Consider the following 20,863-nt stretch of genomic DNA (forward strand, 5'->3'; position numbering starts at 1 on the left):
CGACTACACCGGCAGGCGCCTGACCACCGCCCTCGGCGCATGCCGTAGCGCCGACATCACCAGGCGCAGCGACCCCGGCACCCACACCGTCTCGGAGCGGCGGCGCAGGCCCACCTCGATCGCGGTCGCCACCGCCTCCGGGGTCGTCGCGAGGGGGGCCTCCGGGAGGCCGGCCGTCATGCGGGAGCGTACGAATCCGGGGCGTACGACCATGACGTGGACGCCCGTCCCGTGCAACGCGTCGCCCAGGCCCTGGGTGAAGGCGTCGAGGCCCGCCTTGCTGGAGCCGTAGATGAAGTTGGCGCGGCGGGCGCGTTCGCCGGCGACCGAGGAGAGCACCACCAGGGAGCCGTGCCCTTGGGCCTGGAGGGCTTTGGCGCAGATCAGGCCGGCCGACACCGCGCCGGTGTAGTTGGTCTGGGCGACGCGCACCGCCGCACCGGGCTCGTTCTCGTCACGCGCCTGGTCGCCCAGCACGCCGAACGCGAGCAGCACCATGTCGATGTCGCCCTCGGCGAAGACCGGGGCGAGCGCGGACTCGTGGGAGCCGGAGTCGAGCGCGTCGAAGGCGACGGTGCGAACGTCGGCGCCGAGTTCGCGCAGCCCTGAGGCGGCCGTCTCCAGGGCGGACGAGGGGCGGCCCGCGAGCCACACGGTGCGGGTGCGGCGGGCGGTCAGACGGCGTGCCGTGGCGAGCGCGATCTCGGATGTGCCGCCGAGGATGAGCAGGGACTGGGGGGATCCGAAGGCGTCCTTCATGGAAATCGAGCTCCTGTAGAAGTGGGTTGGAAAACCGGACTCCCTGCACGGCTCACAGTCCGAGGCGCCGCGACAGATCCGACGTGAACACCCCGGCCGGGTCCAACTCCGCCCGCAGCGCCCGGAATTCGTCGAGCCGTGGATACATCGCGGCGAGCAGCTCGGGCCGCAACCGGGCGTCCTTCGCGAGGTAGACGCGTCCGCCGGCCGCCGCGACCTCCTCGTCCAGCTCGTCCAGGAAGGCGCCGAGACCCGGCAGGTTCGCGGGGAGGTCCAGGGCGAGCGTCCAGCCGGGCATCGGGAAGGACAGCCAGCCCGGATCGCCTTCCCCGAAGCGCTTCAGCACGGCCAGGAACGACGGGCAGCGGCGCCGCGAGATCCGGCTCACGATCCGCCGCAGGGCGCCCTCCTGGCCGTATCCGACGACGAACTGGTACTGCACGAAACCGCCCCTCCCGTAGAGGCGGTTCCAGTGCGGCACACCGTCGAGGGGGTGGAAGAAGGCGGAGAGCGTCTGCAGCTCACCGGCACGAGCGCGGGGCGCCTTCCGGTACCAGAGCTCATTGAAGAGACCGACCGTCGTGCGGCCGAGCAAGCCCTCGGGGACGAAGGAGGGGGCGGCGGGGAAGCGAACAGGACGGTACGCGAGTGGGTCTCTACGCGCGCGTGTGGGCAGCGCGTCGACAGGAGCGTGGTCCCCGCGTGTCAGTACCGAGCGCCCCAGTGACGTACCGCGTGCGAGCAGATCGATCCAGGCGACCGAGTAGCGGCAGCGGTGGTCGGTGGCCGTGAGGCGGGCCATCAAGTCGTCCAGGTCCTTGGCGCGTTCCGTGTCGACCGACATCAGCGAGGTCTCCACGGGCTGGAGGCGCACCGTCGCCGCAAGGACGACGCCCGTCAGGCCCATGCCGCCCGCGGTGGCGTCGAAGAGAGGGGTGCCACGGCTCACCGTGCGGATCTCGCCGTCGGCGGTGAGGAGCTCCAGGGCGAGCACATGGCGGGTGAACGACCCGGACACATGGTGGTTCTTCCCGTGGATGTCGGCGCCGATCGCCCCACCGACCGTCACATGGCGGGTCCCGGGAGTCACCGGCACGAACCAGCCCAGCGCCAGCAGGGCCTGCATCAGCCGGTGCAGACTGACTCCGGCGTCGCACAGGACTGTCCCGCCGTCCGCGTCGATCGCGTGGACCCGGTCAAGGCCCGTCATGTCGAGCACGGCCCCGCCCGCGTTCTGTGCCGCGTCCCCATACGCCCGTCCCAGCCCCCGCGCGATGCCCCCACGGGCCCCGCACGCCCGGACGGCCGCCGCGGCTTCCTCGTACGTACGGGGGCGGATCAGGCGGGCGGCCGTGGGGGAGGTGCGGCCCCAGCCCGTGACGGGCACGGGAGGGGCATCGGAAGCGGCGGTGGACGTGGAGTCGGCGGGCATACCGGCGACCGTATCGCCCCTATATGTGCCACTTACCAAAGAACAACCGAAGTGTCACTTCTCTCGCCGAAACGGGTGATTAATGGGATGTCGGCAAATATTGCCGGAGCTCCCGGGTGGTCGCCGTGAACAGTGGATCGGCATGGACAACCTCGACGACATGGACCGTCGGCTCCTGTCCGCCCTCCACGGCTGCGGTACGGACCCCCGCGTCGCGGCCGCCGCCCGCACCCTCTCCCGGGCGGGAGAGCACGGAGGCCTGTGGCTCGCGGCCGGGCTCGCGGGTGCCGCCATGGACCGTGACCGGCGCGGTGCCTGGCTGCGCGGCACGGCCCTGACCGCGGTCGCGCACCTCGTCGGCATGGGCGTGAAGCGACTTGTGCGCCGCCCACGCCCACGGCACGTCGAGCCTCTGGTCCGTACCGTCGGCCAGCACTCCTTCCCCAGCGTCCACGCCACGTCGGCAGTGGCGGCGGCCTTCGCCTATGGAGCACTGGGCGCGCGTACGGTGCCGCCGCTGGCCGCCGCGATGTGCGTCTCGCGGCTGGTCGCCGGCGTGCACTACCCGTCGGATGTGGCGGCGGGCGCGGCCCTCGGCGCACTCACCGCCCGGCTCGGATCCCGCTGGATGCTGACGCCCCGTCTCGCGAACAACAGGAGGCCGCGGCCATGACGGAATCGGCCCTCCTGGAGGGCACGCCACAGCCGCAGCCCGACCCGCAGAAAATCGGCCTCCTGAGAGGCCTGTTCTGGGCCGCCCGTCCCAGACAGTGGGTCAAGAACATCCTTGTAGTCGCCGCACCGGCCGCTGCGGGCGAGCTCTTCTCACATCACGCGCTCACCCAGGTCGCGCTCTGCTTCGTGCTGTTCACCGCCTGCGCCATCGCCGTGTACCTGATCAACGATGCACGGGACGCGGACGCCGACCGAGCCCACCCGGTCAAGCGCCATCGCCCGATCGCTGCAGGACAGGTGCCCGTTCCGGTCGCGTACGTCGTCGGGGCCGCACTCGCCGTCATCGCCCCGGCCGCCGCCGCGGTCCTGTGCTCGCCGCCCACCTCGGCGCTGCTGATGGCCTACCTGGGCATGCAACTGGCGTACTGCGTCAGCCTCAAGCACGTCCTCGTCGTCGATCTCGTCGTGGTGACCACCGGGTTCCTGATGCGCGCGATGATCGGCGGGGTCGCGCTCGGGATCCCGCTGTCGCGCTGGTTCCTGATCACCACGGGCTTCGGCGCGCTGTTCATGGTCGCCGCCAAGCGGTACTCCGAAGCCGTCCAGATGGCCGGAAAAACGGGCGCCACGCGCGCGTTGCTCACCGAATACACCACCGGCTACCTCCGGTTCGTCTGGCAGCTCGCGGCCGGCGTCGCCGTCCTCGGCTACTGCCTGTGGGCCCTGGAGGAGGGCGGCCTGCCGCCCACCGGCGTGCTGCCCTGGCGGCAGCTGTCGATGGTCGCCTTCATCCTCGCCGTCCTCCGGTACGCCGTCTTCGCCGACCGCGGCACCGCGGGCGAGCCCGAGGAGGTCGTCCTGCGCGACCGCCCGCTTGCCCTGATCGGCGGGGCGTGGCTCGGGATGTACGCCCTGGAGGTGGCCGACTGGTGAGCCGCGAGCACCGGGCATACGAGGACGCGCGGCCAGGAGGCGCGCGGCCGTACGGGACCGTCACGGTCCTCGCCACTGGGCCGCTCTTTCTGCGGTTCTGGGGTACCCGGACATTGGGCGGCGGCAAAGGGGGCAGGTTCGGATCATGGACTGGCTGAAAAAGCTCCCCGGCATTGGGCCGGTCGTCACGCGTCTGATGGCCACGCACGCGTGGCGCTCGTACGAACGCCTGGACCGTGTGAAGTGGACGCGGCTCGCCGCCGCGATGACCTTCATCAGCTTCGTCTCGCTCTTCCCGCTGATCACCGTCGCCGCCGCGGTGGCCGCCGCGACCCTCGACGAGAAGGGGCAGCGAGAGCTCGAGGACAAGATCGCCGAGCAGATCCCGGGCATCTCCGACCAGTTGGACATCGGCGGCCTGGTGAACAACGCCGGCACCGTCGGCGTCATCGCGGGCGCCCTGCTGCTCTTCATAGGCATCGGCTGGGTCGGTTCCATGCGCGAGTGCCTGCGGGCGGTGTGGGAGCTGCCCGAGCCCGACGAGAACCCCGTACTGCGCAAGGCCCAGGACGCCGGGGTCCTCGTCGGCCTTGGCGGCGCAGTGCTCGTCACGATCGCCACGTCCGCCGTCGCGGCGACGACGGTCGGCTGGACCGCCCGGCAGCTCGGCATCGACGAGGCAGGCTGGGGTGGCGCGCTGCTGCAGACCGCCGCGTTCGCCATCGCCGTCCTGGCCGACTTCCTGCTCCTGCTGTACGTCCTGACGCTGCTGCCCGGCGTCGAGCCGCCCCGCCGCCGGCTGTTCACGGCCGCGCTGATCGGCGCCGTCGGGTTCGAGCTGCTGAAGCTGCTGCTCAGCGGCTATATCAGCGGCGTCGCCTCGAAGAGCATGTACGGCGCCTTCGGGGTGCCCGTCGCACTGCTGCTGTGGATCAATTTCACCGCGAAACTGGTGCTCTTCTGCGCCGCCTGGACGGCGGCGGAGAAGGACGAGTCCCCGGATTCCGAGGAAACCTCGGAGGAAGCCGGCGCGGATGCCGACGAGGCCGCTGAAGACGCCGCGCACACCGGCAAGCCCGACGTCGGCAAGACGGACGTCAGCGGCGCGGCCGGCGGCGCACCAGATCGGGCAGCGGCCAGCGGCGGTTGACGAGGAACGCCCCGCCGGCGAGGAGCACGAGCACACCCCCGGTGATTCCCAGCGCGACACCGACGCCGCTCGACCCCGTCCCCTGCGCCGAGGCGGCGACCGGGCTGCCGTCACCGGAGCCGCCCGCCTCACCGGAGGCCTCCGCGTCCGGCTGCGTACCCGTACCCGTGTCCGCGCTCTTCGGCGGCACCAGCTCACCCACCGGCTCGACCTTGTCCGCAGCCTGGAAACCCCAGTCCAGAAGGCGAGCGGTCTCCTTGTAGACCTCGTAGCTCTCGTCCTTCTCCGGGTTCATGACCGTGACGAGCAGCACCTTGCCGTCGCGTTCGGCGACCCCGGTGAAGGTGGAGCCCGCGTTCGTCGTGTTGCCGTTCTTCACGCCCGCGATGCCCCTGTAGACGCCGAGGCCGTTGGCGCCCGTCAGCAATCGGTTGGTGTTCTGGATCTCGAAGGACTTGCGGGTCGTCTTGCCCTTCTTGTTCTTCTTCGTCTCGCCCGGGAACTTGGCGCGCACGGTCGAGGCGTACTCCCGGAAGTCCTTCTTCTGCAGGCCGGAGCGGGCGATGAGAGTCAGGTCGTACGCCGATGACACCTGCCCCACCTCGTCGTAGCCGTCCGGGCTGACCACGTGCGTATCGAGGGCCTGGAGCTCCTCGGCGTGCGCGTTCATGTCCTGGACCGTCTGGTCGACGCCCCCGTTCATCGCGGACAGGACGCGTACCGCGTCGTTGCCGGAGGCGAGGAAGACGCCGAGCCAGAGATCCTTGACCGTGTACGTCTCGTTCTCCTTGATGCCGACCACGCTGGAGCCCGGACCGATGCCCGCCAGATCGGAGGGCACCACCTTGTGCTTCTCCTCCCTCTGGCTGAACTTCGGCAGCAGCGTGTCCGCGAACAGCATCTTCAGGGTGCTCGCCGGGGCCAGCCGCCAGTGCGCGTTGTGCGCGGCCAGCACATCGCCGGACTCGGCGTCCGCGACGACCCAGGAGCGCGCGCTCAGGTCCTTCGGGAGCACCGGGGCGCCGCTGCCGAGGTTCACCTGGGTGCCCGCCTTGCCGAGCTGGGGGCCGCCCACGGTCGACATGTCCGCCGGAGGTGTGGCGCTCGGCGATGTGCTGGCCTTGGAGGTCGCTTTCTGACTCGGTGTCGGCGTCCCGTCCGCGACAGCGGGCCCGGCGGCGATCACGGTCGTGGTGAGCGACAAGGTCAACAGCGTGGCGGAGGTGACCAGCAAGGAGGACTTGGCGGTCTTTTTCATGGCGGACACGGACGAGAACGTACCTGGCCCCGGACGGGAAGTCGCACCGCCCTCCCCGCTGCCGCCGTCTCCACTGTGGCCCACTCCGCCGTGGGTCTCCTCACCCCGGACGCGGGCACCACTCGACGGCAGCGATACTGAACGTATGAAGCTCAGCCGTCCCGTCTCCTGGTTCCTGCTCGCCTTCGGGGTGTGGAGCTGGGTCATCTGGATCACTTTCGTCAAGAATCTTTGGGCGGACGGGAGTGGGCTCGCCTTCGACGACGCGGGCGATCCGACCGGGTACTTCTGGGTGCATTTGACGCTCGCCGTTGTCTCCTTTGTCCTTGGGACGGTCGTCGGGTTCATCGGGTTGCGCGGAGTTCGCGCCATTCACCGCACGTCATAACTGGAGCCTCCGCGTGGTCATCGTCTTTGTGCTCATCATCCTGCTGGTTCTGGCCCTCTTCGGCGCGGTCCACTGGTACATGTGGCGTCGCCTGGTGCGCGACACGACGACCGGTCCTGGGCTCGCCCGGCGCGTGGGCGCGGCGGTGTTCATCGCCGGGCCGCTGCTCTTCGTCGCGGCGATGACCGCCGAGCGGGGCGGGGCGCCGTTCTGGCTCCAACAGGTGCTGGCATGGCCGGGGTTCCTGTGGCTGGCGCTCGTGCTCTATCTTCTGCTCGCGTTGCTCGTCGGAGAGGTCGTACGGCCCCTCGTACGGCGGGTAGTCGAGCGGCGTTCAGCGCCTGAGGCACCCGCAGTACCCGAGGCGGTGGGCGAGCGCGAGCCGGTGGCGGTTGCCGCGCCCGATGCCGTCGTGGGGGCGGGGGCTGGGCAAGCCGGGGCCGGCGCGATGGAGCCCGTTTCCGAGGGCGAGGGCGCCGAAGGCGACGGCACTTCTGACGACGGTTCGGAGGCCGCGGCCACGTCCGGTTCCGCCGCCAGTGGGCCCTCCCGGCGTCTCTTCGTCTCCCGTGTGGTCGGTGGTGCCGCTGCCGCCGCCGCGCTGGGGACGGTCGGATACGGGACGTACGGCGTGCTGCGCGGGCCGAAGGTGAAGCGGGTGACCGTGCCGCTGGCCAAACTGCCTCGGAGCGCGCACGGGTTCCGGATCGCTGTGGTCAGCGATATCCACCTGAGCCCCGTGCTCGGGCGTGGGTTCGCTCAGACGGTCGTCGACACCATCAACTCGACCCAGCCCGACCTGATCGCGGTCGTGGGCGATCTCGTCGACGGCTCCGTGAAGGACCTCGGGCCCGCAGCCGCGCCGCTCGCCCGGCTGAAGGCGCGGCACGGCTCGTACTTCGTCACCGGCAATCACGAGTACATCTCCGGTGTCGAGCAGTGGGTCGAGCACGTACGCGAACTGGGGATCACCCCCATGGAGAACGTGCGCACGGAGCTGCCCGACTTCGATCTCGCCGGTGTCAACGACGTGGCGGGTGAGGACGAGGGGCAGGGGCCCGACTTCGAGAAGGCGCTCGGCGACCGAGACCGGGCACGCGCGTGCGTGCTGCTCGCCCATCAGCCGGTGCAGATCCACGACGCTGTGGACCACGGCGTGGACCTTCAGCTCTCCGGCCACTCGCACGGCGGCCAGCTCTGGCCCGGCAACTTCGTCGCGGCCCTCGCCAACCCGACCGTCGCGGGCCTGGAGCGCTACGGCGACACGCAGTTGTACGTCTCCAGGGGCGCCGGCGCGTGGGGGCCGCCCACACGGGTGGGCGCACCGTCCGACATCACGGTCGTGGAACTGGCCTCCAGGCAGGCCTGATTGTTCCGGGTTCGGGCTCCGGCAGGCTGGGCTGTCCCGGATCCGGGCTTCCCGCCTTCAGCCGCCCGTCCGGCCCGGCAGTGTCACCGTCACCGCCAGCCCCCTGCCCGGAGCCGTCCGGACCGCGACCTCGCCCCCGTGCGCGGTCACCACGCCCTGCACGATCGCCATTCCCAGGCCGCTGCCCGCGCCGCCGCCCGCCCGGAAGAACCGGTCGAAGATCCGCGCCGCGTCTTCCTCCGCGAGCCCCGGCCCTTCGTCCGCGACGCACAGCCGTACGACCCCGTCCTGGCGCTTGAGAGCGAGAGTGGCCGGTACGTCGGCGGGCGTGTGCGTGCGTATGTTGCCGACGAGGTTGCCGAGGACCTGCCGCAGCCCCGACTCGTCGGCCTGGACCAGCAGGGCACCGTCGGCGTCCACGTTGACCGGCCGGTCGGGCTGCTGGGCCCGTAGGTCCTCGGCGGCGTCGCGCACAAGACGGCTCAAGTCGACGTTCCTGAAGCGCAGTTCGGGCTGCTGGTCGAGGCGTGCCAGGGTGAGCAGCTCGTCGACGAGGCGGCCCATGCGGTCGGCCTCGCAGTTCATCCGGTCCCAGGCCCGCTTGCGCTGGATCGGATCGCGCAGCATCCCCTTGTCGTACAGCTGGAGATAGCCGCGGATCGCCGACAGCGGCGTACGCAGCTCGTGCGAGGCGTCCGCGACGAAACGGCGCAGCTGGGCCGCGCTGCGCTCGCGCGTGCGGTACGCCGACTCGACCTGGTGCAGCATCGAGTTGAGGGCGAGCCGCAACTGCTCGACCTCCTCGGTGGGATGCCGGCTGGAGGGCACCCGGCGGGTCAGATCCCCCTCGGCTATCGCCGACGAGGTCTCCACCATGTCCTCCAGGGGGCGCATCCGGCGCCGCACGCTGAGCATCGTCAGTATGCCGAGCAGCGCGAGCAGCAGGGCGCCGACGGTGAAGTCGAGCACGGCCGCCTTGCGGATCACCTCGTGCACGGACCCGGTCGACCTGGCCATCAGCACCGTCGTGCCGTCGGCCAGGGGCGCGGCGGAGACCCGGTAGGGGGTGCCGTCCAGTCTGAGGTCGTGCGGTTCCTCGTCGCCGGTGAGGGCGGCCGGATCGTCCACCGCCGCGGCGAGCGCGCGCTGGGTTTTGGTGGGCGCGAAGGGGCCGATGGCCGCGGGACGCCCCTGATCGTCCACCGCCACGAAGATGCCGTCCTGCACCCACGAGTCGGCGTCCGCCTCCTTGTCGGAGGGAGTGGGCGAGACCCGGGCGCGTATGGCGGCCAGGGCGCTCAGCGAGTCGACCTGCTCGAGGGTGAGCTTGGAGTTCCCGATCGAGTCGCGGGACGCCATCAGTTGGGTGTCGACGCTGTCCAGCAGGTAGGTCCGCATACCCATCAGGCTCACCGCGGTCGCCACGACGATGCCCAGCGCCAGCATCGCCACGTTCGCCAGCGTCAGCCGGCCGCGCAGCGAATGGCTGCCTTTGCGGCAAAGGCCCCTGATGGTCATGCGAGCCCGTAACCCACGCCTCGGCGGGTCGTGATCACGGGCGCGCCGAGGGCGTCGAGCTTGCGCCGCAGATAGCTGATGTAGGTCTCCACGACGGTCGACTCGGCCGAGTGCTCGTACTGCCAGACGTGGCGCAGGAGTTGCTCCTTGGGCACGATCCGCCCCTCGTTGCGCACCAGGAAGCGCAGCAGCGCGTACTCCGTCGGTGTGAGCTCCACCGAGCGGCCCGCGCGGTGCACGGAGTACGTCGTCTCGTCCAGCTCCAGGTCGCCGTAGCGCAAGGGCGGGCGTTGGGGGAGGACGTCGGCGGGGCGGGTGCGGCGCAGGACCGCGGTGATCCGGGCGACGACCTCGTCGATGTTGAACGGCTTGGTGATGTAGTCGTCGCCGAAGCCGAGCGCGCCGACGATCTCCGCGGGGGCGTCCCGTGCGGTCAGGAACACCAGCGCCAGGTCCGGCTGGCGCTCGCGCAGTTCGCGGCCCAGCGCCCTGCCGTCGCCGTCCGGCAGCATCACGTCGAGCAGCGCGGCGTCGGGGCGCGTGCGCTCGGCGAGGGTGAGCGCGCCCCGGACGGTGCCCGCCGTCATCACCTCGAAGCGGTGGTAGCGCAGGGCGATGGCCAGGACGTCGGCGATGCTCGGCTCGTCCTCGACGACCAGGACGGTGGCCCCCTCATGCACGCCCATGTCCCCCGCCTCCCCCTCGTGCCCCATGTGAGCGGTCATGTCCCCAGTATCGACCGGGGCACTGACATCGGGGCCGCCGCGCTCTTTGGAGTTCCTTGAGAGTCATGGTCCTGCCGTGTCCACGCCCGCGCCGGCCGTCGATGCTGAGCCGCAGGACCTGGGGGACCAACCGACCGACAACTAAGGAGCGTTGAGGCGTGGCGACATTGGCACGCTGGTGCTATCGGCACCGGCTGGTGGTCCTGCTGCTGTGGGTGGGGGCACTGTTCGGCGTGGGCTTCGCGGGTTCCGCCGCGGGCACGGACTACGCGAACAGCTTCTCCCTCCCGAACACGGACTCCACACGCGCGTACGACCTGATGGAGAAGGCCTTCCCGCAGAGCTCGGGCGACACCGACACGGTGGTGTGGAAGGTCGACGACGGAACGGTACGGGACGAGTCCGTACGCTCCCGGATCGAGCCCGCGCTCGAAGAGATCGGGCGGATGGAGGGCGTCGGCGAGGTCAGCAGCCCCTACGCCGCCCAGGGAGCCGCACAGATCAGTGAGAACGGGCGGATCGCCTACGCCCAGGTGACCTTCACCGAGCAGGCGAACGGTGTGCCCAAGGAGCTGGTGGAGGACGTCGTCGACACGGCGCAGGACGCCGAACGCGCCGGTCTGCAGGTGGAGCTGGGCGGTCAGGCGATCACCCGTGTCCAGGAGCCGCCCGCCGGCATCGCCGAGATGGTCGGCATCGTGGCCGCGGCCGTCGTCCTCTTCATCGCCTTCGGCTCGCTCTTCGCGATGCTGCTGCCGCTCGTCGTCGCGATCGCGGCGCTCGGCACGGGCCTCATGGCGACCTCGCTGCTCAGCCATGTCACCGACGTACCCGAAGTCGCCCCGCTGCTCGGCTCGTTGATCGGCCTCGGTGTCGGTATCGATTACGCGCTGTTCATCGTGACGCGGCACCGGAAGGGCATCCTGCGCGGGATGAAACCCGAGGAGGCGGCCGTCACGGCCCTCAACACCTCGGGCAGGGCGGTGCTGTTCGCGGGTGGCACGGTGTGCATCGCGCTCGCCGGAATGCTGGTGATGAACATGCGCTTCCTGGACGGCGTGGTCATCGCGACCTCGCTGACGGTCGTCCTGAGCGTCCTGGCCGCGACGACCCTGCTGCCCGCGCTCCTGGGCCTGCTCGGCATGCGCGTCCTCAGCCGCAGGCAGCGGCGCCGGCTCGCCGCCGCGGGACCGGAGTCCGAGGAGGCGAGCGGCCTGGCGGCACGCTGGTCAGCGTTCGTCGAGAGGCGCCCGCGCTCGGTCGCCGTCACGGCACTGGTCGCGATGGTGATCCTGGCGCTGCCCGTCCTGTCGCTCCGGCTCGGCGCCACCGATCAAGGCAACCACCAGGAGTCGACGACCACACGGCAGGCGTACGACCTGCTCGCCGAGGGCTTCGGGCCCGGTTTCAACGGCCCGCTCCAGGTCGTCGCGGAACGCGGCGACACGGAAGCGCTCGTCTCGGCCATTCGCTCGACCGAGGGTGTCGCGCAGGTCGCCGCCGCGCCGCCTGCCAAGGGCATCACGGTGATCCAGGTCGTGCCGACCACGTCACCGCAGTCCGAGCAGACGGACCAGCTGATCGACCGGCTGCGGGAGGACGTGATCCCGCAGTCCGGGACCGAGGCCCATGTGGGCGGAGTGACCGCCATCTTCAAGGACTTCGCGTCCGTGACCGGCGACCAGCTGCCGTACTTCGTCGCGGCGATCATCACGCTCGGTTTCCTGCTCCTCCTGGTGGCCTTCCGCTCCCTGGTGGTGCCGCTGACGGCCGCCCTGATGAACCTGATCGCGGCCGCCGCGTCGTTCGGTGTGCTGGTGGCGATCTTCCAGTGGGGCTGGGGTGCGGAACTCCTCGGCCTCGGCAAGGAAGGCCCGATCACCGCCTTCCTGCCGGTCATCATGCTGTCGCTGCTCTTCGGGCTGTCGATGGACTACCAGGTGTTCCTGGTGAGCCGAATGCACGAGGAGTGGGTGCACACCAAGGACAACGCTCGGGCGGTCCGGGTGGGCCTCGCCGAGACCAGCAGGGTCATCAACTGCGCTGCCCTGATCATGATCTGCGTCTTCTCGGCCTTCGTGCTCAGCGGTGACATGGAGGGCGCGATGGCGGGCATCGGGCTGGCCGCGGCGGTCGCGCTCGACGCGTTCATCCTGCGTACGGCACTGGTGCCGGCCGCGATGCACCTCCTGGGGAACTCCAACTGGTGGCTGCCGGAGGGGCTGGAGAAGCGGCTGCCGCATCTCGCGGTGGAACCGCGGGAGGAGGCCGCCGAAGTCGGCGGGGCCGCCGGGTCTGCCGAAAACGTGCCCCACGCGCGCGTGCCCGACGACAAGGGGCACTCGACGGTGGTCCACGGCTTCGTGCGCGGTGCGGACGGGGGGCCGGTCGAGGGGGCCGTACTGACACTGCACTCCCAGGGCGGTGGCCTCCGGCTCGACACGGTGACCTCCCTGGCCGACGGCTCGTACATCGTCTCGGTGCCCGCGCCGGGCGCCTACCTCCTGTCGGCCACGGCTCCCGGGCATGCCGCCGGGGCCCGCCATGTGACGGTCGGAGAGGGGCCGCTGGTGTACGACGTGGAGCTCGCGGAGGACGAGATGGACGCGGTGAACTGACGCGCGACCGATGAGTCCGATGACTTCGACGGAGAAGCCCAAGGTCCCTCAGGCCTTGGGCTTCTTCGTGGGATCGGGGAGTGCTTTCGTCATTCCCGGCAGGAAGTCCGTGCACAGTTCGTGCACCTCGCGGACGAGGGGGCGCAGCGTGCGGAAGCGGGCCAGGGAGATGCCCAGGGCGGTGAGGCGGGCGCCGCGTTCGGCGAGACGGTAGCTGCGTTCGCGGCGTTCGGTGCGGTCGAAGACCCAGTACAGGACGAGCCCCATCTGGGAGAGCCAGAGCAACTCGGGGAGGATGTTCCGCAGTTCGGCAGGAACCTTGGCCTTGGAGCCGACGAGTACCTCTCGGCAGACGCCGATCGCCTCCACGCGCGCGTGCTCCGACTCCGGGGAGAAGGGACTGAGCGGGCTGTCGGGGTCGGCGGCGTTCTTGAAGAACTGCACCGCGAACTCGTGGTAGGGCTCGGCAACGTCCAGCCACGCCTTGAGGATCCCGGCGAACCGGGCCTCCAGATCCGTCTCGACCTCCAGCACGGCCCGGACCGCCACCTGGTGTTCGGCGGCGATCCGGTCGTAGAAGCCCTGGATCAGATGCTCCTTGCCGGCGAAGTAGTAGTACGCGTTCCCGACGGAGACCCCGGCCTCCTTGGCGATGGCCCGCATCGTCGTCTTGTCGTAACCCCGCTCCTGGAACAGCCGCATGGCCGTCTCCAGAATCAGGGCCCGCGTCTGCTCACTCTTCGCGGGCGTACGGGGTGGGCGCGGTCCCTGTGAGCCCGCGGACCCATCCGCACTCGTACTGTCTTTCGCTGCCGGCACGGCACCAGAGCCTATGCGCTCCGCTGGGGGCGCGGTTCTGAGCTGAGGGTCCGTTCGTGGCTGGTCGCTCAGAGTGCTCCGGGGGCCGGGCGACCCCGAGCCGATGCCGGGTTACGCCCCGCAGCCGCCCACGCGCCGGGTGCTGACGGCGATGTCGTCCAGGCGGACGTCGTACGAAGACGGCGTGGGGTCGGCCTGGTAGAGCTGCCAGCCCAGCTTCAGCTTGTCGAAGGTCGGGAAGACGAAGTCGTCCTCGGTGCCGCCGTGGCTGTTGGTGGAGACCGTCAGGTCGGGTTGTTCGACGCCGTCCAAGTAGACCGTGACGCGATTGTCCGTGGCGTCCAGGTGGAACTCGACGCACTGCCACTTTCCGGCCGTCGCGGGGGAGGAGGTCTTCCATGCGGTCCAGTCGCCGGTGGCGCCCAGGTCCGAGCCGACGCCAAAGAAGTTGGCCTTCTCGGTGGGGACGTACTGCCCGCCGAGCGGGCGGACCAGGGTGGGGGAGTCGGAGCCGGAGGCCTCCGCGAGGGTCCAGTGGGCCCAGTCGGGGGCCGTGGGGTAGTCGGCCACGCGCAGGCGCATGCGGGCCCAGGCGCTGTTGCCGGGCAGGGTGAGGTCGTCGAGGACCAGGAAGGCGCGGCCGTTGCCTTCGGTGCGGATACGGAGTTCGCGGCCGTGCCCGGTGGTGCTGGGCGTGACGGTGAGCGTGCCCCCTTCCGCGTCGGTGGTCCAGCCGCGGCCCGCGGTGACCGGGCCGAGGGGGAGGCGGTCGAAGTTCTCCCGTACGAGCGTGCCGTGCGTGTTGTGCGGGGCGGGGCCTGCTGAGGCCGTGGGGGGTATCGCGAACAGCACCGCGGCGGCGGCTGCCAGCGCGGCGGCGGTCTTCCTCAGGGATGCCATGGGCCCAGTCTGTAACAACAGTCCCGTCAGTCACAGCAACTCGACATGTGCGCACGGAAGTTGAGAGACCGACGCAGCCACCCGTACAGGCAGGACGTAGCCATTTGTACGGGCAAGTCGCAACCCAGGCTGGCACTTGCCCGGTCCGGCCTGACAACATGACGAGCGGTCGTGTCTATTTTCTCGCGTACCGGGTCAACCGGAGCACCGGAACACAGGAGTCGTCGCCTTGAGTGAGCAGCCCCAGCAGCCCCCGAACCAGCCGCCGGGGTACGGGTATCCGAACGCCAACCCCAATGGTGGTCAGGGGCAGAACCCTTATGCCGGCGGGCAGCAGCAGGGCCCGTACCAGCAGCAGCCCGGCTACGGGTACCCGCAGGGCGGCGGTTACCCGCCGCCCGGTGCCATGCCGCCCCAGCCCGGCATGTACACGGGTGACCCGAACGCCCCGTACGGCTACGACCCGATGGGGCGGCCGTACTCCGACAAGTCGAAGATCGTCGCCGGAGTGCTCCAGCTGACGCTGGGCACGCTGGGCATCGGCCGGTTCTACATCGGCAGCGTGGGCATCGGTATCGCCCAGCTCCTCACCTGCGGCGGCCTCGGCATCTGGGCGCTGATCGACGGCATCATGCTGCTGACCGGCAGCAACAACACGGACTCCCAAGGGCGGGTCCTGCGTGGCGGCTGAGTACGGATCCGCACCCGAATCCGTACTGCGACACCCGGCGACGGCACCGCTTGCCGTGTTCGTCGCCGGGGCCGCCGGTGCCGGCTATCTCTACGGCACCGATCCGCACGAGCCGGGGCATCTGCTGCCCCAGTGCCCCTTCCGTCTCGTCACCGGGCTGCTCTGCCCGGCCTGCGGCGGCACTCGCATGGTGTACGACCTGATGCACGGCCACTTCAGCGCCGCGTGGCACGATAACCGGCTCTTGCTGCTGGCCTCCCCCTTCGCCCTCGCCCTGCTGGCTCGATGGGGCTTCGAGGGTCTGCGCGGCCGGCGTTGGCGGCCCGAACTCCGCCGCTCCGCACAGGCGCTGGTGCTGGTCGTGGCGGTTGCGTGGACTGTGGTCCGCAACCTTCACTGAGCGCTCCGCTGACTGTCGGTTCCAAGCTGCGGGCCCCGCCGTGGCTGGTCGCGCCCACGCGGCGGAGCCGCACAATGTCACGGCCCCGCGCACCTGAAGGGGCGCTTGGCGCACCGGACTTCGGCAAGTGTCAAGTTGGCTTTCGGCCAACGGGTCACGGAATCAATACGATCACCTGACCTCTCTCGTCCCACCTCCTTCCGCCCTCTAGGCTTCATGATCCGCAGGGGGGACGAGCGCATGCGTGCAGCTTGTCGCGGGTTTCCTCCGGCGACCGCTCGGAACATTCCGTTCCTCAATCCTCTGTACGCCAGGAGCAACTCGCATGTCTGTCCCCGTCCCCACCCCTGACGCCCCGTTCGGCTACGACCCGCAGGGCCGCCCGTACTCCGACAAGTCCAAGGTCGTCGCGGGCGTCCTCCAGCTCTTCCTGGGCGGGCTGGGCATCGGCCGCTTCTACGTCGGTTCCGTCGGCGTGGGCGTCGCCCAGCTCCTCACCTGCGGTGGCCTCGGCATCTGGGCCCTGATCGACGCGATCCTGTTCTTCACGAGCAACGACCGCACCGACAAGCAGGGCCGCGTGCTGCGAGGCTGACCCCGCTCACAGCCCGCAGTACGCCGAGGGCCCCGTCTCCCAGTGGGAGACGGGGCCCTCGTGCGAGTGCCCGAGCAGGCGAACTCGGCAGAACTCAGTAGCGGCGCGTGATCAGCGCCCGCTTCACTTCCTGGATCGCCTTGGTGACCTCGATACCGCGCGGACAGGCGTCCGTGCAGTTGAACGTCGTGCGGCAACGCCACACGCCGTCCTTGTCGTTGAGGATCTCCAGCCGCTGCTCACCGGCCTCGTCACGCGAGTCGAAGATGAAGCGGTGGGCGTTGACGATGGCGGCCGGGCCGAAGTACTGGCCGTCGTTCCAGAACACCGGGCACGAGGACGTGCAGGCGGCGCACAGGATGCACTTCGTCGTGTCGTCGAAGCGCTCACGGTCCTCGGCGGACTGCAGACGCTCGCGCGTCGGCTCGTTCGTGTCCTTCGTGATCAGGAAGGGCATCACGTCGCGGTACGCCTGGAAGAACGGGTCCATGTCCACGACCAGGTCCTTCAGGACCGTCAGGCCCTTTATGGCCTCGACCGTGATGGGCTTCTCCGGGTTGATGTCCTTGATCAGCGTCTTGCAGGCGAGACGGTTCTTGCCGTTGATCCGCATGGCGTCCGAGCCGCAGATGCCGTGCGCGCAGGAACGGCGGAACGTCAGCGTCCCGTCGATGTCCCACTTGATCTTGTGCAGCGCGTCGAGGACGCGCTCCTTCGGGTCGATCTCGACCTGGAAGTCCTCCCAGGCCGCCTCCGCGGAGACCTCCGAGTTGAAGCGGCGGATCCGGAAGGTGACCGTGATGTACGGGGAGTCGGCGAAGCCCGGCTCGGGCTTGGCGTCTTCCTTGTCGAGGGTCGGGGTTGCCATCAGTACTTACGCTCCATCGGCTGGTAGCGGGTCTGGACGACCGGCTTGTAGTCGAGACGGACGGTCTCGGTGCCGTCGTCGCCCACCTCGCGGTACGCCATGGTGTGGCGCATGAAGTTGACGTCGTCGCGGTTCGGGTAGTCCTCGCGGTAGTGACCGCCGCGCGACTCCTTGCGGGCCAGCGCGGAGACGGCCATGACCTCGGCGAGGTCGAGCAGGTTGCCCAGCTCGATGGCCTCCAGGAGGTCGGTGTTGAACCGCTTGCCCTTGTCCTGGACCGAGACGTTCAGGTAGCGCTCCCGCAGCTCGGCGATCTTCTCGACCGCCGTCTTGATCGTCTGCTCGGTGCGGAACACCATCACGTTGGCGTCCATGCAGTCCTGCAGCTCGCGGCGGATGTCCGAGACCCGCTCGTTGCCCGTGGCGTCGCGCAGCATCTCGACCCGCTCCTGCACGAACGCCGCCGGGTCCTCGGGAAGCTCGACGTAGTCGTTCTTCGCGGAGTACTCGGCGGCGGCGATGCCGGCCCGCTTGCCGAAGACGTTGATGTCGAGCAGCGAGTTGGTGCCGAGCCGGTTGGCGCCGTGCACGGACACGCAGGCGACCTCGCCGGCCGCGTACAGGCCGGGTACGACCGTGGTGTTGTCGGCCAGCACCTCGCCCTGGACGTTCGTCGGGATGCCGCCCATCGCGTAGTGCGCGGTGGGCTGGATCGGGATCGGGTCCGTGTACGGCTCGATGCCGAGGTACGTACGGGCGAACTCGGTGATGTCCGGGAGCTTGGCGTCGAGCTGCTCCGGCGGCAGGTGGGTCAGGTCCAGGTAGACGTGGTCGCCCTCGGGGCCGCAGCCGCGGCCCTCCCGGATCTCGGTGTAGATGGACCGGGAGACGACGTCACGCGAGGCGAGGTCCTTCATGACGGGCGCGTACTTCTCCATGAAGCGCTCGCCGTCCTTGTTGCGCAGGATGCCGCCCTCACCGCGGGCGCCCTCCGTCAGGAGGATGCCCATGCGCCAGATGCCGGTCGGGTGGAACTGGAAGAACTCCATGTCCTCCAGCGGCAGTCCGCGCCGGTAGCAGGCCGCCTGGCCGTCACCGGTGAGGGTGTGCGCGTTCGACGTCACCTTGAAGAACTTGCCGGTGCCGCCGGAGGCGTAGATCACGGCCTTCGCCTGGAAGACGTGGATCTCGCCGGTGGCCAGCTCGTACGCGACCACGCCCGCCGACCGCTTGATGCCGTCGACCTCGGTGATCAGCTGGTCCAGGACGTAGAACTCGTTGAAGAACTCCACCCCCTCCTTCACGCAGTTCTGGTACAGCGTCTGGAGGATCATGTGGCCGGTGCGGTCCGCCGCGTAGCAGGACCGGCGGACCGGGGCCTCGCCGTGGTTGCGGGAGTGGCCGCCGAAGCGGCGCTGGTCGATGGTGCCGCCCGGGGTCCGGTTGAACGGCAGGCCCATCTTCTCCAGGTCGAGGACGGCGTCGATGGCCTCCTTCGCCAGGATCTCGGCGGCGTCCTGGTCGACCAGGTAGTCACCGCCCTTGACCGTGTCGAAGGTGTGCCACTCCCAGTTGTCCTCCTCCACGTTCGCCAGCGCGGCGGCCATACCGCCCTGCGCGGCGCCCGTGTGGGAGCGGGTCGGGTAGAGCTTGGTCAGCACCGCGGTCCGGCTGCGCTTCGTCGACTCGATGGCGGCGCGCATGCCGGCGCCACCCGCGCCGACGATGACGGTGTCGTACTTGTGGATCTTCATGAGTCTCGTAGCCCCGGATCTAGCGGATGTTCGGGTCGAAGGTGAAGATCACCAGCGTGCCCAGCAGGATGGTGAACACCGTGGCGGTGTAGAGCAGGCCCTTGAGCCACAGCCGGGTGTTCGGCCGCTCCGCGTAGTCGTTGATGATCGTGCGCAGGCCGTTGGCGCCGTGCAGCATCGCCAGCCACAGCATGGCGAGGTCCCAGGTCTGCCACCAGGGGGAGGCCCAGCGGCCGGCCACGAAGGCGAAGCCGATCTTGGAGACGCCGCCGTCGAGGACGAGCTGGATCAGCAGGTGGCCGATGACCAGGACGACCAGGACGATGCCGGACAGCCGCATGAACAGCCATGCGGCCATCTCGAAGTTGCCACGGGTCGACTTCGGGGTCTTCTTGGTGCGTTGCCGCGGCGCCTCGATGTAGGGCGCCGGGTTGTCGACGCTGTACGCCAGCTCGCCCGCGCCCTCGATGGGGCCGATGCCGGAGGCGGCGGACTTCTCAGTAGTGGACATCAGGCTCAGCTCCCGAAGACTTCGCGGACGGCGTGGCCGAGAACCGGGTACAGCGCCCCGATCATCAGCACGACCCAGATACCCACGACCGTCCAGAGCATCTGCTTCTGGTAGCGCGGGCCCTTGGACCAGAAGTCGACGGCGATGACCCGCAGACCGTTGAGCGCGTGAAAGAGGATCGCGGCGACGAGGCCGTACTCCAGCAGCGCGACGATCGGCGTCTTGTAGGTGGCTACGACGTTGTCGTAGTCCTCGGGGGAGACACGTACGAGAGCGGTGTCCAGCACGTGTACGAACAGGAAGAAGAAGATGAGGACGCCGGTGACTCGATGAGCCACCCAGGACCACATTCCTTCCCGGCCGCGGTACAGCGTTCCAGCCGGCACGGAAGTTCCTCCGGGAGCGGGGATTGGGGCCGCGCCGGCTTGTGCTGTCGGTCGGGCCCGGCCGGGTACGGTCCACCGGCCCTGGCCATCGTAGCGACGTGCTGTCGGGATGCTTACAGCGGGCCTACCCGATGTGATCAAAAAGGCAGCGGACGGCTACCCGCCGGGGGAGGGTGGCTTACGGGGCGGGGCGACTGGTTCGTTGCCGGGTGCGGGTTGGTTGTGGGCTGCTCGCGCCCGCGGCGGAGCCGCTGATGTCACTGCCCCGCGCCCCTAAAGGGGCGCTCCTGTGCGGGCCATACGTGTCAAGCGGCCCTTTGCCAGACGGCGGAGCTCATCCGCCGTGAGGCAACGTTCCTCCTCGGGATCGTTTGCCAAACGTGACCGGATGGCGTCGAGTGCCTGGTCGAGGGTCTCCTCGGGAGGCATGTCGTCCAGGCAGATGACGAACAGGTGGCCGAAGCGGGCCTCGTACGCGGCGTGGGCTGCCCTCAGGGCTGTGTGGGCCGCGGAGTGGGCGTCGGCGGGGATGTGGGGGAGGGGCTCGCGGGCCAGGGCCTCGGAGAGGTCGGCCGGGGTCAGGTCGTACGCCGCCTCGTCGGCCGCGGCGAGCAGGGAGGCCAGGTCCGGGTAGGGGCGGTGGGCGGCGAGGCGGCGGGCCCAGCGGTGGCTGCCGCAGCAGGCGATCAGGGCCCGTTCGGCCGTGTCCGCGGGTGCGGCGTTGAACCGCTCCAGGCCTGTGGGGCTCGGTCTGGAGCGGGTCTGCCCGGGCAGGGCGACGACCTGCCCCGGGTGGCGAGAAGGACGGTGCGCAGGCAGCGTGGGTTCCTCGGCGGTTCGGTGAAGCTCCCGTGGGGGCGTCACGCTGATTCGGGAGTGGATCAAGTGTGAGATGTGACATTCACGCTATCGAGGTGCGACCGAAGCTGTCCGAGGGATGCCCGAATTTCACCCGGACGGCAGAGTTTCGGATCGTGTGGTGGACGGTGGCGTGATGAGCTGAGGGCCTAGGTTCGCGGGGGGACAGGCAGGGCAATTGATTGGGTGATCTGTGGTGAACGGGCGTGGGCGCCGGGCGACGAGGGGCCGGAGGCCCCAGCTGGTCAGGAGCCGG

At 69.8% G+C, this 20,863-nt stretch carries 21 protein-coding genes; 9 read left to right on the top strand and 12 right to left on the bottom strand.

The window, feature by feature from the left end; all coding sequences use genetic code 11:
* Positions 1-3: 3 nt before the first annotated feature.
* The gene (locus ACGFNK_RS16160) at positions 4-759 is read right to left on the bottom strand and encodes a decaprenylphospho-beta-D-erythro-pentofuranosid-2-ulose 2-reductase (RefSeq protein ID WP_393416205.1); all 756 of its coding nucleotides are present in this window, start codon (positions 757-759) and stop codon (positions 4-6) included.
* A 52-nt stretch (positions 760-811) separates the two neighbouring features.
* Positions 812-2,191, bottom strand: coding sequence for an FAD-binding protein (locus ACGFNK_RS16165; RefSeq protein WP_393416207.1), 1,380 nt, complete (start codon positions 2,189-2,191; stop codon positions 812-814).
* A 142-nt stretch (positions 2,192-2,333) separates the two neighbouring features.
* Between ACGFNK_RS16165 and ACGFNK_RS16170 the strand changes: the two genes are divergently transcribed.
* From ACGFNK_RS16170 to ACGFNK_RS16180, 3 genes are all read left to right on the top strand, one after another.
* A complete protein-coding gene (locus tag ACGFNK_RS16170; protein ID WP_393416209.1) occupies positions 2,334-2,864 on the top strand; it encodes a phosphatase PAP2 family protein in 531 nt (176 codons plus the stop codon).
* Positions 2,861-3,799, top strand: coding sequence for a decaprenyl-phosphate phosphoribosyltransferase (locus tag ACGFNK_RS16175; protein ID WP_393416211.1), 939 nt, complete (start codon positions 2,861-2,863; stop codon positions 3,797-3,799). Before ACGFNK_RS16170 ends, ACGFNK_RS16175 begins: the two co-directional genes overlap by 4 nt.
* A gap of 145 nt (positions 3,800-3,944) precedes the next feature.
* Complete coding sequence (locus ACGFNK_RS16180) at positions 3,945-4,949, top strand: YihY/virulence factor BrkB family protein (RefSeq protein ID WP_393416213.1); 1,005 nt, start codon at positions 3,945-3,947, stop codon at positions 4,947-4,949.
* Here ACGFNK_RS16180 and ACGFNK_RS16185 read toward each other — a convergent pair.
* Positions 4,897-6,216, bottom strand: coding sequence for a D-alanyl-D-alanine carboxypeptidase family protein (locus ACGFNK_RS16185; protein WP_393416215.1), 1,320 nt, complete (start codon positions 6,214-6,216; stop codon positions 4,897-4,899). The two genes, ACGFNK_RS16180 and ACGFNK_RS16185, sit on opposite strands and share 53 nt — an antisense overlap.
* A 136-nt stretch (positions 6,217-6,352) precedes the next feature.
* On the opposite strand from ACGFNK_RS16185, the gene ACGFNK_RS16190 reads away from it, so the two are divergent.
* Positions 6,353-6,595 (top strand): SCO4848 family membrane protein, encoded by a 243-nt coding sequence (locus ACGFNK_RS16190; RefSeq protein WP_033325322.1) that lies wholly within the window; start codon positions 6,353-6,355, stop codon positions 6,593-6,595.
* 13 nt (positions 6,596-6,608) lie between these two features.
* Complete coding sequence (locus tag ACGFNK_RS16195) at positions 6,609-7,964, top strand: metallophosphoesterase (protein WP_393416217.1); 1,356 nt, start codon at positions 6,609-6,611, stop codon at positions 7,962-7,964.
* Between the two features lie 57 nt (positions 7,965-8,021).
* Here the strand turns inward: ACGFNK_RS16195 and ACGFNK_RS16200 are convergent, their stop codons facing one another.
* Together ACGFNK_RS16200 and ACGFNK_RS16205 are read right to left on the bottom strand one after the other, a co-directional pair.
* Entirely contained in the window at positions 8,022-9,482 is a 1,461-nt protein-coding gene (locus ACGFNK_RS16200; RefSeq protein WP_393416219.1) for an ATP-binding protein, read from the bottom strand.
* Entirely contained in the window at positions 9,479-10,168 is a 690-nt protein-coding gene (locus ACGFNK_RS16205) for a response regulator transcription factor (RefSeq protein ID WP_344388392.1), read from the bottom strand. Before ACGFNK_RS16205 ends, ACGFNK_RS16200 begins: the two co-directional genes overlap by 4 nt.
* A 206-nt stretch (positions 10,169-10,374) precedes the next feature.
* On the opposite strand from ACGFNK_RS16205, the gene ACGFNK_RS16210 reads away from it, so the two are divergent.
* The gene (locus ACGFNK_RS16210; protein ID WP_393416298.1) at positions 10,375-12,825 is read left to right on the top strand and encodes an MMPL family transporter; all 2,451 of its coding nucleotides are present in this window, start codon (positions 10,375-10,377) and stop codon (positions 12,823-12,825) included.
* A 48-nt stretch (positions 12,826-12,873) separates the two neighbouring features.
* Here ACGFNK_RS16210 and ACGFNK_RS16215 read toward each other — a convergent pair whose 3' ends face one another.
* The gene (locus tag ACGFNK_RS16215; RefSeq protein ID WP_393416300.1) at positions 12,874-13,659 is read right to left on the bottom strand and encodes a TetR/AcrR family transcriptional regulator; all 786 of its coding nucleotides are present in this window, start codon (positions 13,657-13,659) and stop codon (positions 12,874-12,876) included.
* Positions 13,660-13,755: 96 nt separating this feature from the next.
* Positions 13,756-14,544 carry a hypothetical protein gene (locus ACGFNK_RS16220; RefSeq protein WP_393416221.1) on the bottom strand — a complete coding sequence of 263 codons (789 nt, stop codon included), beginning with the start codon at positions 14,542-14,544 and terminating at the stop codon, positions 13,756-13,758.
* Between the two features lie 229 nt (positions 14,545-14,773).
* Here ACGFNK_RS16220 and ACGFNK_RS16225 point away from each other — a divergent pair, with 229 nt between their 5' ends.
* The 3 genes from ACGFNK_RS16225 to ACGFNK_RS16235 all read left to right on the top strand — a co-directional run bounded on the left by ACGFNK_RS16225 (position 14,774) and on the right by ACGFNK_RS16235 (position 16,230).
* Complete coding sequence (locus ACGFNK_RS16225; protein ID WP_393416223.1) at positions 14,774-15,235, top strand: TM2 domain-containing protein; 462 nt, start codon at positions 14,774-14,776, stop codon at positions 15,233-15,235.
* Positions 15,225-15,635: a DUF2752 domain-containing protein gene (locus tag ACGFNK_RS16230; protein WP_393416225.1), complete on the top strand. Its 411-nt coding sequence runs from the start codon at positions 15,225-15,227 to the stop codon at positions 15,633-15,635. The genes ACGFNK_RS16225 and ACGFNK_RS16230 overlap by 11 nt, the downstream gene beginning before the upstream one ends.
* A 325-nt stretch (positions 15,636-15,960) precedes the next feature.
* On the top strand, positions 15,961-16,230 hold the full coding sequence (locus ACGFNK_RS16235) for a TM2 domain-containing protein (protein ID WP_386351167.1): 270 nt from the start codon (positions 15,961-15,963) through the stop codon (positions 16,228-16,230).
* 94 nt (positions 16,231-16,324) lie between these two features.
* Here the strand turns inward: ACGFNK_RS16235 and ACGFNK_RS16240 are convergent, their stop codons facing one another.
* The 5 genes from ACGFNK_RS16240 to ACGFNK_RS16260 form a co-directional block, all read right to left on the bottom strand.
* Complete coding sequence (locus ACGFNK_RS16240) at positions 16,325-17,098, bottom strand: succinate dehydrogenase iron-sulfur subunit (RefSeq protein ID WP_393416227.1); 774 nt, start codon at positions 17,096-17,098, stop codon at positions 16,325-16,327.
* Entirely contained in the window at positions 17,098-18,852 is a 1,755-nt protein-coding gene (gene sdhA, locus ACGFNK_RS16245) for a succinate dehydrogenase flavoprotein subunit (protein ID WP_393416229.1), read from the bottom strand. Before sdhA ends, ACGFNK_RS16240 begins: the two co-directional genes overlap by 1 nt.
* A gap of 19 nt (positions 18,853-18,871) precedes the next feature.
* Positions 18,872-19,363: a succinate dehydrogenase hydrophobic membrane anchor subunit gene (locus ACGFNK_RS16250; RefSeq protein WP_386351161.1), complete on the bottom strand. Its 492-nt coding sequence runs from the start codon at positions 19,361-19,363 to the stop codon at positions 18,872-18,874.
* 5 nt (positions 19,364-19,368) lie between these two features.
* Positions 19,369-19,749 carry a succinate dehydrogenase, cytochrome b556 subunit gene (sdhC, locus tag ACGFNK_RS16255; RefSeq protein ID WP_393416231.1) on the bottom strand — a complete coding sequence of 127 codons (381 nt, stop codon included), beginning with the start codon at positions 19,747-19,749 and terminating at the stop codon, positions 19,369-19,371.
* 273 nt (positions 19,750-20,022) lie between these two features.
* Complete coding sequence (locus ACGFNK_RS16260) at positions 20,023-20,631, bottom strand: 2-oxo-4-hydroxy-4-carboxy-5-ureidoimidazoline decarboxylase (RefSeq protein ID WP_393416302.1); 609 nt, start codon at positions 20,629-20,631, stop codon at positions 20,023-20,025.
* Positions 20,632-20,863 lie beyond the last annotated feature (232 nt).

The sequence above is a fragment of the Streptomyces sp. NPDC048825 genome (assembly GCF_043198355.1).
Classification (GTDB): domain Bacteria; phylum Actinomycetota; class Actinomycetes; order Streptomycetales; family Streptomycetaceae; genus Streptomyces; species Streptomyces xiangluensis.

Coding starts and splice junctions, on each gene's coding strand:
- ACGFNK_RS16160 (WP_393416205.1), bottom strand. CDS start 759: ATGAAGGACGCCTTCGGATCCCCCCAGTCCCTGCTCATCCTCGGCGGC.
- ACGFNK_RS16165 (WP_393416207.1), bottom strand. CDS start 2,191: ATGCCCGCCGACTCCACGTCCACCGCCGCTTCCGATGCCCCTCCCGTG.
- ACGFNK_RS16170 (WP_393416209.1), top strand. CDS start 2,334: ATGGACAACCTCGACGACATGGACCGTCGGCTCCTGTCCGCCCTCCAC.
- ACGFNK_RS16175 (WP_393416211.1), top strand. CDS start 2,861: ATGACGGAATCGGCCCTCCTGGAGGGCACGCCACAGCCGCAGCCCGAC.
- ACGFNK_RS16180 (WP_393416213.1), top strand. CDS start 3,945: ATGGACTGGCTGAAAAAGCTCCCCGGCATTGGGCCGGTCGTCACGCGT.
- ACGFNK_RS16190 (WP_033325322.1), top strand. CDS start 6,353: ATGAAGCTCAGCCGTCCCGTCTCCTGGTTCCTGCTCGCCTTCGGGGTG.
- ACGFNK_RS16200 (WP_393416219.1), bottom strand. CDS start 9,482: ATGACCATCAGGGGCCTTTGCCGCAAAGGCAGCCATTCGCTGCGCGGC.
- ACGFNK_RS16205 (WP_344388392.1), bottom strand. CDS start 10,168: ATGGGCGTGCATGAGGGGGCCACCGTCCTGGTCGTCGAGGACGAGCCG.
- ACGFNK_RS16220 (WP_393416221.1), bottom strand. CDS start 14,544: ATGGCATCCCTGAGGAAGACCGCCGCCGCGCTGGCAGCCGCCGCCGCG.
- ACGFNK_RS16235 (WP_386351167.1), top strand. CDS start 15,961: ATGTCTGTCCCCGTCCCCACCCCTGACGCCCCGTTCGGCTACGACCCG.
- ACGFNK_RS16240 (WP_393416227.1), bottom strand. CDS start 17,098: ATGGCAACCCCGACCCTCGACAAGGAAGACGCCAAGCCCGAGCCGGGC.
- sdhA (WP_393416229.1), bottom strand. CDS start 18,852: ATGAAGATCCACAAGTACGACACCGTCATCGTCGGCGCGGGTGGCGCC.
- ACGFNK_RS16250 (WP_386351161.1), bottom strand. CDS start 19,363: ATGTCCACTACTGAGAAGTCCGCCGCCTCCGGCATCGGCCCCATCGAG.